This window comes from Agarivorans sp. B2Z047, from assembly GCF_023373605.1.
Lineage (GTDB): Bacteria > Pseudomonadota > Gammaproteobacteria > Enterobacterales > Celerinatantimonadaceae > Agarivorans > Agarivorans albus.
Genome location: NZ_CP088080.1, coordinates 1,037,681 through 1,050,990 on the forward strand (window position 1 = coordinate 1,037,681; position 13,310 = coordinate 1,050,990).

The 13,310-nt window shown below is 46.0% G+C and carries 11 protein-coding genes; 7 read left to right on the forward strand and 4 right to left on the reverse strand.

Features of this window, described 5'->3' with window-relative positions:
* Positions 1 to 22: 22 nt before the first annotated feature.
* From mreD to tldD, 6 genes are read left to right on the forward strand one after another with little or no spacing between them, the layout of a single operon-like run.
* Positions 23 to 508, forward strand: a complete 486-nt coding sequence (mreD, locus tag LQZ07_RS04825) for a rod shape-determining protein MreD (RefSeq protein ID WP_016400730.1) — start codon at positions 23 to 25, stop codon at positions 506 to 508.
* A complete protein-coding gene (locus tag LQZ07_RS04830; RefSeq protein WP_152780652.1) occupies positions 505 to 1,083 on the forward strand; it encodes a nucleoside triphosphate pyrophosphatase in 579 nt (192 codons plus the stop codon). The genes mreD and LQZ07_RS04830 overlap by 4 nt, the downstream gene beginning before the upstream one ends.
* Before the next feature lie 6 nt (positions 1,084 to 1,089).
* On the forward strand, positions 1,090 to 2,559 hold the full coding sequence (gene rng, locus LQZ07_RS04835) for a ribonuclease G (RefSeq protein ID WP_016400732.1): 1,470 nt from the start codon (positions 1,090 to 1,092) through the stop codon (positions 2,557 to 2,559).
* 4 nt (positions 2,560 to 2,563) lie between these two features.
* Positions 2,564 to 6,415, forward strand: a complete 3,852-nt coding sequence (locus LQZ07_RS04840; protein ID WP_152780650.1) for a YhdP family protein — start codon at positions 2,564 to 2,566, stop codon at positions 6,413 to 6,415.
* Complete coding sequence (locus LQZ07_RS04845) at positions 6,412 to 7,236, forward strand: carbon-nitrogen hydrolase family protein (protein ID WP_227981121.1); 825 nt, start codon at positions 6,412 to 6,414, stop codon at positions 7,234 to 7,236. Before LQZ07_RS04840 ends, LQZ07_RS04845 begins: the two co-directional genes overlap by 4 nt.
* A gap of 5 nt (positions 7,237 to 7,241) precedes the next feature.
* On the forward strand, positions 7,242 to 8,687 hold the full coding sequence (tldD, locus tag LQZ07_RS04850; RefSeq protein ID WP_152780648.1) for a metalloprotease TldD: 1,446 nt from the start codon (positions 7,242 to 7,244) through the stop codon (positions 8,685 to 8,687).
* Between the two features lie 50 nt (positions 8,688 to 8,737).
* On the opposite strand, the gene yjgA is transcribed toward tldD, so the two are convergent.
* Entirely contained in the window at positions 8,738 to 9,244 is a 507-nt protein-coding gene (yjgA, locus tag LQZ07_RS04855; protein WP_016400736.1) for a ribosome biogenesis factor YjgA, read from the reverse strand.
* A 104-nt stretch (positions 9,245 to 9,348) separates the two neighbouring features.
* Here yjgA and pmbA point away from each other — a divergent pair, with 104 nt between their 5' ends.
* Positions 9,349 to 10,686 carry a metalloprotease PmbA gene (gene pmbA, locus LQZ07_RS04860; RefSeq protein WP_152780646.1) on the forward strand — a complete coding sequence of 446 codons (1,338 nt, stop codon included), beginning with the start codon at positions 9,349 to 9,351 and terminating at the stop codon, positions 10,684 to 10,686.
* A gap of 70 nt (positions 10,687 to 10,756) precedes the next feature.
* Here pmbA and mgtE read toward each other — a convergent pair whose 3' ends face one another.
* From mgtE to rapZ, 3 genes are all read right to left on the reverse strand, one after another.
* Entirely contained in the window at positions 10,757 to 12,118 is a 1,362-nt protein-coding gene (mgtE, locus tag LQZ07_RS04865) for a magnesium transporter (protein WP_152780643.1), read from the reverse strand.
* 69 nt (positions 12,119 to 12,187) lie between these two features.
* A complete protein-coding gene (locus LQZ07_RS04870) occupies positions 12,188 to 12,457 on the reverse strand; it encodes an HPr family phosphocarrier protein (RefSeq protein ID WP_016400739.1) in 270 nt (89 codons plus the stop codon).
* Positions 12,444 to 13,301, reverse strand: a complete 858-nt coding sequence (gene rapZ, locus LQZ07_RS04875) for an RNase adapter RapZ (protein ID WP_152780639.1) — start codon at positions 13,299 to 13,301, stop codon at positions 12,444 to 12,446. The genes LQZ07_RS04870 and rapZ overlap by 14 nt, the downstream gene beginning before the upstream one ends.
* Positions 13,302 to 13,310 lie beyond the last annotated feature (9 nt).

Genomic DNA, 13,310 nt, shown 5'->3' on the forward strand with positions numbered 1-13,310 from the left:
ATTCGCTTGGTAAAGGCATAGCATGATTGAAAAAATTAATGGCCGTGGTGCCATTATCGGCAGTTTGTTCATCGCATTGATATTGGCAATCATACCTTTGCCTTTGATTGCTGACGCCTTTCGCCCGGATTGGGTATTGGTGTGTGTGTTCTACTGGACAATCGCTTTACCCCATCGCAGTAACGTGGGCATTGCCTTCGTTGTAGGCTTTATTCTAGACCTTTTGCTCGGCTCAACCTTAGGTGTTCGGGCCTTGGCAATGTCGATAGTGGCTTATATTGCCGCCACTAACTTTACCCGTTTGCGTAATTTTTCGGTTTGGCAACAAGCACTGGTGGTAGGCGGTTTAACAGGTTTAGCTAAAATAGTGGTTTTTTGGGCGGAATACCTCGTTCAAGATATTCAGTTGCCTTACGGTTATTTTTATCCGGTTATTACCACTACTGTTGCTTGGCCTTGGATATTTTTACTGCTGCGTAAATTGCGCCGCCAGTGGAAGATTTCATGACACCACAGTGCCCACTTATTTTAGCCTCGGCTTCGCCAAGAAGACGTGAACTGCTAGGCCAGTTAGGCTGGGTGTTTACATCCCAAGCCGCGGATATTGACGAATCACCAAAAGAAAATGAAGCGGCTGCAGACTTAGTGTGCCGCTTAGCCGAAGAGAAAGCCGCAGCTGTAGCGAGTTTGCATCAAGTTGATTCGGTAGCTGTGCTTGGCTCAGATACTATTGTGGTTTGTGGTGACCAAGTGCTGGGTAAACCAAAAGACGCCAACCACAGCAAAACGATGTTACGTTTGCTAAGTGCTAAGCAGCATCAAGTAATGACCGCAATTTGCCTGTATTATCAAGGTCGGGCGCATACTCAGCTAGTGACCACAGAGGTGTACTTCTGTGAGATTTTAGATAGCCAAATCGCTGAGTATTGGGCCAGTGGTGAACCGGCAGATAAGGCCGGAAGTTATGCCATTCAAGGGCTTGGCGGTAGATTTGTCGAACGTATTGAAGGTAGTTATAGTTCGGTGGTTGGTCTGCCATTGGTAGAGACCGACCGCTTACTCCATTTACATTTAACTCGCTAGGTTACTATGTCAGCAGAATTATTGATTAACGTTACCCCAACCGAGACTCGTGTAGCTTTAGTGGATAGCGGGATCTTGCAAGAAACCCACGTAGAACGTGATGCGCGACGCGGTATTGTTGGTAACATGTACAAGGGCCGAGTGAGTCGGGTATTACCCGGTATGCAGGCGGCTTTTGTTGATATTGGTTTGGAAAAAGCAGCATTTTTACATGCCTCTGACATTGTTCCTCATACCGAATGTGTCGACATTACCGAGCAGGAGCATTTCCAAGCGGGAAATATTGCCGAACTAGTTAGGCAGGGCCAAGACATTATGGTGCAGGTGGTTAAAGACCCACTGGGTACTAAAGGTGCACGCTTAACCACCGATATTACTTTGCCTTCACGTTACCTGGTATTTATGCCTGGCAGTAGCCATGTAGGGGTATCACAACGCATTGAAAGCGAAGAAGAGCGCGAACGCTTAAAAGAGATTTGTGGCGACTTTGTTGATGAGCTGGGCGGTTTTATTATCCGCACAGCCGCAGAAGGTATTGGCGCTGATGAGCTTGAACAAGATGCGGCTTTTTTAAAACGAGTATGGCGCAAGGTTCTGCAGCGTAAAGAGAGCTCGCCAAGTAAAAGTAAGTTGTATGCAGAGCTAAACTTAGCGCTACGGATTATTCGTGATTTTGTGGGTACTCACTTAGATCGAATTCGGGTGGATTCACGGGAAACTTACGAACAACTGGTTTCTTTTAGTGCTGAGTTTGTGCCCGAGTTTACCGAAATTCTCGAGTACTATGCTGGCGACAGACCGATCTTTGATTTGTTTGACGTAGAGAATGAGATTCAACGCGCCCTAAAACGACGCGTGGACCTTAAGTCTGGCGGCTACCTGATTATCGACCAGACTGAAGCGATGACCACCATCGATATCAATACTGGCGCTTTTGTTGGTCACCGAAACCTCGAAGAAACTATTTTCAATACCAATATTGAAGCAACTCAATCAATTGCTCGCCAGCTGCGTTTACGCAACTTGGGTGGCATTGTGATTATCGATTTCATCGATATGGCTGATTCCGAACATCAGCGCCGCGTATTGCATAGTCTAGAACTGGCTTTAGCTAAAGATAGGGCCAAAACTAATATTAGCGGCTTCTCTCAGTTAGGTTTAGTCGAGATGACGCGTAAACGTACTCGCGAAAGTATTGAACATATTCTGTGTGGCGAGTGTCCAACTTGTCGTGGTCGCGGTACGGTAAAAACAGTTGAGACAGTATGTTACGAAGTGCTGCGTGAAATCATTCGGGTTAATCGCGCTTATGACGCCGATAATTTCATTGTTTATGCGTCGACCAAGGTGGCAGAGATGTTGATGGGAGAAGAGTCTCACAGCCTAGCAGAATTAGAGGTGTTTATTGGAAAGCAAGTTAGAGTTCAAACTGAACCAATGTACAGTCAAGAGCAATTTGACGTGGTATTAATGTAGGTTTATGGCAACTCCTATACGCCGTGGCGCCAGAAAATGCTGGTACGGCCTTGCAATAGTATTAGTGATTATTGCCGTGTGCTTAAGTATTGCACGCGGCATTTTATCATTTGCCAGCAACTATAAAGACGACCTTGCACAGTGGTTAGTGGCCGATCAAGACGCCGAGTTACGTATTGGTCAGTTGAGTGCTCGGCTGCGCAACTTTAGACCAATGCTGGTGTTTGAAGATTCCGAGGTCGCGATTGGCGAAGATCGCAATACCCGCTTCAGTGTTGGGGCGCTAATGCTAGAACTAGATCTTTGGGAAACACTTGAGCAACGCCAAGTGGTATTCAAAGATTTGGTGCTTGATGAATTCCATTTAAAACTTAGTGTTGATCCCAACAACAGTAGGTCTTCCCGCGATTTTAGCCAAAGCTATCAAGCCATTAGTAATGTGTTTTTGGGGCAGTTGGCGCAATTTAGTCTAACCAATAGCCTCATTGAACTGAGCTTCCCAGAACATAGCATGAATTTTGATATTGCTAGTTTAGATTGGGTGAACAAGGGGGATTTACACCAAGGCAATGGTGAAATTCTGATTGGCCAAGATTTGCAAAATGGTCAAGTAAGTTTTCGCATTGATCTAATCGGCGATGCTGCCGATGTAAGTGGCTTAACCGGCAAGTTATTCGCTAAGGTTGAACATCTTAATTTAAAAGCCATGCGCAGATTACTGGGTGCTTCGGCACAGCATTTCGAGAGTGATGTGAACCTTTCACTATGGGCTGAGTTTGGCGCAGAGCAGCAACAACGTTGGCTAAGCCAATGGCAACCTAGTCATTTATCGTGGGGTAAACAAAACCAACAAGTACTGCGTATTGACAGCGGCCTTGTTCAGGGGCTGAAGGTAGCTGATAAGTGGCGAATTGATAAGCTACCTTGGCAGTTAAGTGTTAACGATAAAAGCACCGATTTCTCGTTACAAGGTTTGGTGAGCAAACAGCAACAGGCATGGCGCTTGGCCGAGCTTGATTTAGCGACTTGGTCACCGGTGTTAGCAGTGCTAGAAGACAGCGAGTCGAGCATAGCGTGGTCTCAGTTACTAAAGGGAGGGCAACTTAGCCAGCTGGAGCTTGAATATCAGCAAGCCACTAAGCAACTCACTTATCAAGCTGAGCTACTTGATGTGAGTACCCAAGGCCAAGCGTTTATTCCTAGCCTTAGCGGCTTAAATGCTCAGGTGCTAGGCGATAAACATCAGGCTAACGTTAGGTTGCAGCAACAAGGCGACTTTCACCTAGGAGTACAATTTGAAGAAACCTGGAAAATTGAAAAGCTCGATTCTGATATAGCGATTCGTTTTGCCGATCCTGGATTGAGTTTACGCAGCCGACATACTCACTTAATCACTCCTGAATTAGATTTTGCTGGCATGTGGTCGCTAACTTGGCCAATAGATGGCGCTTGGCCAGTATTGAGCTTGATGGCAAACGCCGAAATTAGAGATGCAGGTAAAGCTTATTGGTATTATCCAGAAGTCATGCCAGATAAGGTGTTTTCTTACTTAAAAGATGCCTTGGTGGAAGGGCAGGCAAAGCATAGCCAAGTGCTGTGGTATGGCCAACTTAATAACTACCCCTATGATGCGAAGAACGGCATCTTCCAAGCCTTTGTTCCACTAGAGAATGCCACTTTCAAATTTGACCCTGATTGGCCGGCACTGGAAGAGTTGCAGCTAGATTTGCTGTTTCAAAACGATGGTTTATTCATGGAAAGTAACCGCGCACGTTTAGGCGAAGTCCCCGCGCAACGTATTAGCGCTAGTATTCCTCAATTTCAAAGTCGTTCGGAGCTTTTCATTACCGGTGAAATTGCTGGCCCAGCGGAAGGCGTGCAAGACTATCTATTGCAGTCCCCCATCGAAGCGCTTAGCGATAGCTTAGCGCAATTGCCTTTAGGTGGCGGAGACGTAGCTGGTGAGATTTACTTGAACATCCCGCTTTATGACGGCGAGGTTGAGGTAAATGGTCATGTTGATTTTAATGGTAACAGCATTGATGTTAAGCCGGCCGGCATGAGCTTGAGTCAGGTGAATGGCCGCTTATATTTTCAAAATGAAAAGTTACGTACCAATAACTTAAGTGCACTGTGGCGCGGCATGCCGCTGGACATTAAATTTAATACTCAAGCCTCGGCAGATAACTACTTACTTAACTTCGATCTTGTAGGCCGTTGGCCGCTGCGTGATGCGCAGCGAGCCTTTGGTATTCCGCTTAGCGATTATACTTCTGGTAGCCTTAATTGGCAGGGCGATTTAGATATTCGCTTAAAACCCGAAGGCCAGTTCGATTATAAGGGCGACTTTCGAAGTGACTTGCTAGGGCTCGCCCTAACGCTTCCTGAACCTATTCAAAAACGACCAGCAGAAACTTGGCCTACCGCACTGAGCATTAGTGGCGATGGTTTAAGTGGAAAACTGCAGCTGGAATCTAACCAGTTGATCTCTGCTGCTGCTCAAGTTGATTTTGTCGATGAGCAGAAACAGCTTAAATATGCCTTGCTTAATTTAGGTAAAGATAACGATTTACTGTGGCAGGGCGAAGGCTTAGCGATGTCTTTTGATTTCGCTAAGCTAGATTTAGAGCCATGGTTAAAGTGGTCAAAGCAACAAATTAAGTTCACCCCAGAAAAACCAGAATCAAGCTACACCAACGTGAGTCTCACTGTGCCTCCTTTGATGTTTATCCGCGGATCAGTTGATGAAGCGCAGTTACTCGGCCAAAAACTAAACAACCTCAATATTGCTTATTTGCCGCGCAGTAAAACCCAACTGCAAATTGAATCTGAACAGTTGATAGCTAGTGTTGCGGTGCCTGATGCGCCAAGCATAGAAGACGCCGTGAAAGTAAACATTGAGAAAGCACAGCTGAATGAGCTAGATTTTTCCCAACTGGATAGTGAAGCTGAGCAAACCCAAGCAGTGGCTGAACAGCAAGGCAGTTCTTTGCTTGAAGTATTGCCACCAATAGCGATTAGCTGTAACGACTGTCAGTTTGGTGACTATCGTATCGGTAACGTTAAACTAGACCTGCCAATAGAAAACCAAGCGATGGAGAATGGCCGTTTATGGGTTGATTGGGGTCATAGCCAACTTACCGCAGCGATGTTTTGGAACGTAGTCGACGAGCAAGAGCAAGCCGGGTTTGCTGGTAGCTTCGACAGCTCTAGCATGGAACAAGTGATTGAAGATTTAGGCCGAGATAGCCCCTTAAAAGGCACACCTGCACGCTTTACCTTTGATGTAAGTTGGCAAGACAGCTTACTCAAACCACAAATGAACAGTTTGGATGGCTCTATATCGGTGAAGACCGATAAGGGTGTTGTTACTGAGATGAGCGACAAGGGTACGCGCTTGCTTACCCTCGCTAGCCTAGATACCATCCGACGCCGCTTACAGCTTGATTTTAGTGATGTATTTGAAAAAGGGCTGCACTTTGATTCAATGAGTGGCAGCATTAATTTTGATAATGGTGTGGGTAACAATCAAGACTTTTACTTAGATGGTGTAGCTGGCGCAATGCGTGGTAAAGGTGAAGTTGACTTCCGCGATGGCCAAATTGATTATCGAGTGAGTTACTCACCTAAAGTGACATCCAGTCTACCGGTACTTGCCGCCTTTTTGGTAACACCTGCTACTGGGGTTGCTGTGTTGGCATTGTCTAAACTGCTAGAGCCGGTGGTGGAAGTGGTGACGCAAATTGATTTCGCCCTTACCGGTAATCTTGCTGAGCCAGAGCTTATCGAGCTTGAGCGGGTGAAACAAGAAATTAAAGTACCCGATGAATTTAGAGCCAAAGAGTCTCGTCAATGAAACTAATCGCCCTACAAATGACCTCAAACGGTGTGGTCGAAGACAATCTCAAGCAGGCTGAAGATTTACTGCAACAGGCTAAGCCTAAGGCCGGTGACTTAGTGCTATTGCCCGAAAACTTTGCTTGTTATGGTGGTGGCGATAAGGCCTATATGTCTATTGCCGAGCATTTAGGCAAAGGGCCTATTCAAGCTTGGCTTAGCCAACAAGCCAAGTTATATGGCATTTATTTGGTGGCTGGTAGCATGCCTACAAAAGCTGAAGAACAGCACCGTTGTTACACCACCAGTTTGGCCTTCTCACCCGCTGGAGAGTTATTACAGCATTATCACAAACTCCACTTGTTTGATGTGGATGTGGCTGACAACGTGGGGAGTTACCGAGAATCAGACAGTTTTGTTGCTGGTGGGCAGCTTGCTTGGTTTGATATGGGCGCAATTCGAGTAGGAATGGCGATTTGTTTTGATTTACGTTTTCCTTACTTATTTCAGCTGCTGCGCCAACAGGGCTGTGATATTGTATTACTTCCTGCTGCATTTACTGCATTAACTGGGGAAGCCCACTGGCAAGCGTTACTGCAAGCCAGAGCCATAGAAAACCAACTCTATTTAGTGGCCGCCAATCAAACAGGAACACATAAAAATCAACGCCAAACTTGGGGGCACTCAATGATTGTTGACCCATGGGGGCGTTGTTTAGATCTACAGCCAAGCGGAACTGGGCCAGCAAGAGCCGATTTTAATCCGCAGCTATTACAGCAAATTAGGGACCGGATGCCCGTGCCGTTGCATGGTCAATTACAACTAGGGTGGAGAGAATAAACACTATGTCGTTTGAAAAAGTCAGTCAGTCATTACTGGTGCCGGGAGGCATTGGCGAACAAGAGCTAAGTATGGCGCTGACCGAAGTGGCAAAACACCAAATTGATTATGCTGATCTGTTCTTCCAACATAGCCGCCACGAATCGTGGGTGTTGGAAGACGGTATTGTAAAGGAAGGAAGCTATAACATTGAGCAAGGCGTAGGAGTTCGCGCGATAAGTGGCGAGCAAACCGGTTTTGCCTATTCCGATGTGATTAATAACAGCGCGTTATTACAAACTTGCCAAGCAGCACGAGGCATCAGCTCAAAAGGTGTAAACGCCAAGATTAAACCTTTTAGTAAAGTCACTGCCGAACAGTTTTATCAAGCAGATAACCCTTTAGTGAGTCTGTCTAACCAGCAAAAGATTGCCTTATTAGAGCGAGCAGACAAGTATGCGCGCAGCTTAGATCCTGCTGTTACTCAAGTAATTGTTAGCTTGAGCGGTGTTTATGAAGAGGTATTGGTTGCTGCTAGTGATGGTACCTTAGCGGCCGATATTCGCCCTTTAATTCGCTTTAATTGTAGTGTGTTGGTAGAACGTAATCAGCGTAGAGAACGAGGCTCTGCTGGTGGCGGTGGACGTCGAAATTACAGTTACTTTTTAGAAGATGTTAATGGGCGCGAGCGGGCCATGGGCTTTGTTGATGAAGCAGTGCGCCAAGCCTTAGTAAACTTAGAGGCTGTAGATGCCCCAGCTGGCTTGATGCCGGTGGTATTAGGTGCTGGTTGGCCTGGTGTATTGCTTCACGAAGCTGTCGGTCATGGCTTAGAAGGCGATTTTAACCGTAAGGGCTCTTCGGCTTTTAGTGGTTGTATGGGTGAGCAAGTGGCCTCAAGCCTATGTACTATTGTTGACGATGGTACCTTAGGGCAGCGCAGAGGCTCTGTAAATATTGATGATGAAGGCACGCCAGGACAATACAATGTATTGATCGAAAATGGTGTACTGAAAGGCTATATGCAAGACAAGCATAATGCTCAGTTAATGAATACACGCTCTACTGGTAATGGTCGTCGTGAATCTTACGCGCATTTACCTTTACCACGTATGACCAATACCTATATGTTACCTGGCGAAAGCGAACCAGAAGAATTGATAGCCTCGGTGAAAAAAGGGATCTTTGCGCCTAATTTTGGTGGCGGACAGGTGGACATTACTTCGGGTAAATTTGTGTTTTCAGCTTCAGAAGCTTATTTAATCGAAGATGGAAAGATCACCGCGCCAATTAAAGGTGCAACACTGATTGGTTGTGGTCCAGAAGCAATGCAACAGGTGTCTATGGTCGGCAATGACCTCGCTCTTGACCAAGGGGTTGGGGTATGTGGCAAGGAAGGTCAAAGTGTACCTGTTGGAGTTGGTCAACCCAGTGTTAAACTCGATGAGTTAACGGTTGGCGGTACCGCGTAAACTAATTGCGTAAAAAAGGGGCTTAGGCCCCTTTTTTTGTTCTTAGCTTATTAAGCGTTTTCTTTTAAATACTTAGCTAAATCTTGGTGAGCCTTTGCTGGCTTTTCTTGCTCGGCTTCTTTTTTGGCTTGGCGCACTAATTGGCGTAGTTTTTGGCGTTCTAAACTTGGGTTTTGCTCAAGCAACTGATTAATTGCAGCATCGCCTTCGGCAACCAATAAATCACGCTGTTTTTCCAACGCCAACTGCGCTTGAGCTTGATAAATGTGCTTGTTGCGAATTTTATCTAAGCCTGCACTGATTGCTTCTTCATCTTCGGTACGCATTACCTTGCCAATGTAATTCATATGGCGACGCGCCGCTTCCCGTTTGTCTTTTAGGCGTTTAGCTAAGGCAATGGCTTCGCGCAGTGTTGGGCTCATTTCAATAGTGGCGAGCTGCGGGTTGGTAAGGGCAACTAACTCGGCACCTATTTTTTTCAGCCGATCTGCTTCACGTTTGATTTCAGACTTGCTGATCCAATCGTCTTCATCATCATAGGGCTGTTGATTCTTCATTTTTAACTCTCGTGGTACTTTTTTTCATATCTTACCAGTTCTTGCATATGGTCGCTCGATGAGTTTTGTTATGCTAGTGCCATGCATGGAGATGAAGAATAACAATGAGCCCTGAAAAACAAGTTAGCCAAGAGTTAAGTCAATTGAAGCAGGCGGTGGAATTAGCCTTAGAGCAAGCCAAACAGTTGGGTGCCGATGAGTCTGAAGTATCGATTTCAAAGCAAACCGGGATTTGTGTAGCAACTCGTGATCAACAGGTTGAGACTTTGGAGTTTAATCACGATGGCGCCTTAGGCATCGCCGTATACTCAGCTAATTGTAAGGGCAGTGCTTCAACCTCAGACTTAAGCCCAGAAGCGATTAAAAATGCAGTGAAAGCTGCCTATGATATCTCGCAATACACCTCTAAGGATTCTGCAGCTGGAATCGCCGATAAACAACTTCTAGCTAGCGATATTCCTGATCTAGAGTTATTTCATCCTCATCCCTTAGAACCTGATTATTTTATTGATGTGGCTAAGCAGTGCGAAGATATCGCTTTGCGTAACCCACAAATTAAGGCAAGTGATGGCGCTAACATCAATAGCCATTATGGTGTGAAGGTATATGGAAATAGCCACGGCTTTTTAGCCGGTTATCCAACTAGTCGTCATAGCATCAGTTGCATGCTAATTGCTGGTGAAAAAGAGATGCAACGTGACTATGCCTACAGTGTGGCGCGTGATTTTGCAGATCTTGATAGTATTGAAACCATCGCAGCTAAAGCTCAGCAAAAAACCTTAGGGCGCTTAAATAGCCAAAAAATCTCTACCTGCGAAGTACCCGTAGTATTTGACCAAGATGTAGCCAGTGGGCTATTTGGTCATTTAGTTGGGGCCATTAGTGGTGGTAACTTGTACCGTCGTTCGTCGTTCTTGTTAGATAGCTTAGGCAAGCAATTATTCCCTAGTTGGTTGTCGATTTACGAAGACCCATTTATTAAAAAAGGCTTGTCGAGTACGCCATTTGATAGTGAAGGCGTAGCACCAACTGCGAAACACATTATTGCTGATGGTAATTTAGAAACTTACTTACTAACCAGTTATTCGGCGCGTAAGTTGGGAATGCAAAGCACCGGCCATGCTGGTGGTATTCATAACTGGAAGGTTAAGCACAGTGGCATAAGTCGCGCAGAGTTACTTAAGCAAATGGGCACTGGCTTGCTAGTTACAGAGATGATGGGCCAAGGGGTAAATACCGTAACCGGTGATTATTCACGTGGCGCAGCAGGTTACTGGGTCGAAAACGGTGAGATTGCTTTCCCCGTGCATGAAATTACTGTGGCCAGCACCCTACAAGAGATGTTTGCTAATATTGTGGCGATCGCTGACGACTTTGATAAAGAAAGCGCAATACAGTCGGGCTCGGTGCTGATTTCATCGATGAAAGTAGCGGGTAGCTAGGCGTTAATTCTCAGCTCTTAACCTTGTTGTTTGAACAGGTTAAGAGCCGTTGACCAGATAACTCTGTCGTTTAGGCCAGCACTAAGGTGGCCATCCCTAAGAAAGAGAATAGCCCCATTACATCGGTCACGGTGGTTAAGGCCATACCGCCTGCTAGTGCTGGGTCAATTTTAAATTTCTTCATTAACAGCGGAATTGTTACGCCGGCTAAGCCGGCCAGTGACATGTTAATGAACATCGCACCAGCAATAATAATCCCTAGGGTCCAATCGCCTTTCCATAGAGTCACTACCAAGGCAATGACAGTTGCCCAGATAATCCCATTTAGCATGCCAATCGCAGCTTCTTTGCCTATTAACCAACGTGAATTACCTTCACCAATATGCCCCACAGCTAAACCACGAATAACCAAAGCAAGGGTCTGATTACCAGCAATTCCTCCCATGCTGGGTACAATAGTCATTAAAATGGCCAAGGTGGCTAACTGCTCGAGGGTAGATTCAAACATATTGCTGATGGAGGCCGCCACTAAGGCCGCGCACAGGTTTACTGCTAACCAAAAGGTGCGGCGTTGGGTACTTTTAACCACTGGGGCAAAGGTATCTTCATCATCATCCATGCCCGCCATACCCATCATGCTGTGCTCGGCATTTTCGCGAATAATATCGACCACATCATCAATGGTAATTCTGCCTAGCAGTTTGCCTTTTTCATCAACTACCGGTGCCGAAATCCAGTCATGGCGTTCAAACAATGCGGCAACGTCGTTTTCATCCATAGATACATGGATGGTCTCTGCGTTTCCATCCATTACTTCTCGAACATTAACGTTGGGGCTTACCGTAAGCAGAGTAGATAGAGGAATGTCGCCCAGTAGCAAGTCATCTTCGTCAACTACGTACAGGGCGTCGGTAGCCTCTGGCAGTTCGCCACGTAAACGTAAGTAGCGCAATACAACATCGATACTTACGTCGGCTCGCAAGGTAATGGTATCGGTATTCATGATACTGCCAGCAGTATCTTCAGGGTAAGCTAGAGCCGCTTCTACACGGTGCCTGTCTTGACCATCCATTTGCTCAAGAACTTCTTGGTACACGCTGTCGGGCAGACTTCTTAGTACATAAGCGATGTCGTCGGTATCCATGCCTTCAGTTGCGGCGGCCAGTGTTTCTGGAGCCATTAACTGAAGTACCCCTTCCATTACATCTTCGTTTAGTTCTTCGAGGATTTCACCATGTTGCTCGGGATCGGTGAGTTGCCATAACACTTTACGCCCTGCTGGTGGGCTAGATTCTAGTAATAGTGCAACGTCACAGGGAGGCATTTGATGAAGCATGCGCCTAACATGCACGAACATACCACTGTCGAGGGCTTGGTTTAGCTCCAGTAAGCGTTTGTGCTGATTAGGGTTTAACTCCATCTCTTCTGGCATAAGCGATCCCTATTGTTATTTTGTTATGTACTGCTTGCTAATTGTAGCTTGGCTTTATTGCGTATAGATTTATTCTTCGTTGAAGTTAGCTTCTACTAGGGCTTGAACCGCATCTAGAGCGGCTTCTGCGTCTGCACCTTCAGATACTATGGTTAGCGTACTTCCTTGCGCGCTGGCTAGTACCAGTAAACCCATAACACTTGCGGCAGAAGCAGTTTTCTCACCATCGATAATACTCAGCTCAGCGTCAAATTGCTGTGCCAGCTCAACCAACTTGGTGGCAGGACGTGCGTGCAGGCCTAATTTGTTTTTAACTACTACTTGTCTAGTGAGCTTCAAGGCGATGTTCCAAGGTTCGGTGGCGTCGTTGCACTTTTCGATGAGCGCTAAAGAGGCTGGCAAGTTGCTCGGCCACATACACCGAGCGGTGTTGTCCGCCAGTACAGCCAATCGCAATGGTTAAATAGGCACGGTTGTTAGCTTCTAAATGCGGTAACCAAGATTGCAATAACTGGCTAATCTGCTCGATATATTGGGTAACTAAAGGCTGCGCAGCCAAGTATTCTTGCACGGCTTTATCTAAGCCGGTTAGAGGACGTAGCTCCTCTTGCCAATGCGGGTTAGGTAAAAAACGCGCATCAAACATGTAATCGGCATCGTTAGGCACACCATTTTTAAATCCAAAGGATTCGAACACCAAAATTAGCTGTTGTTGTTGGTCACCAGTAACGCGCGAGCGAATTAAGCCGCTTAGCTCGTGAACCGATAAACGGGAAGTGTCGATACGCAAATCGGCATTTCTAGAAATGGGGGCTAATAGCTCGGTTTCTGATTCAATCGCTTCTGCTAAAGATAAATTGCTTTGGCTAAGCGGGTGTACCCTGCGTGTTTCGCTGTAGCGACGGATCAGCGCTTCATCTTTCGCATCTAAAAAAATGCTTAACAGATTAATGTCTGGTCCTGCGTCTCGTATTAGCTGTCCTACCGGTGATAGCTCATCGGGAAGATTTCGAATATCAATGCTAATAGCTACTTTAGAATAGGTTTTTTTTAAGTTGTCGATAAGTGATTGCCAAAGCACAACCGGCAAGTTGTCGACGCAATAGTAGCCGAGATCTTCCAATACTCTTAAGGCGACGGTTTTACCTGAACCCGAGCGCCCACTAACGATGATCAGTTCCATGATAATCCC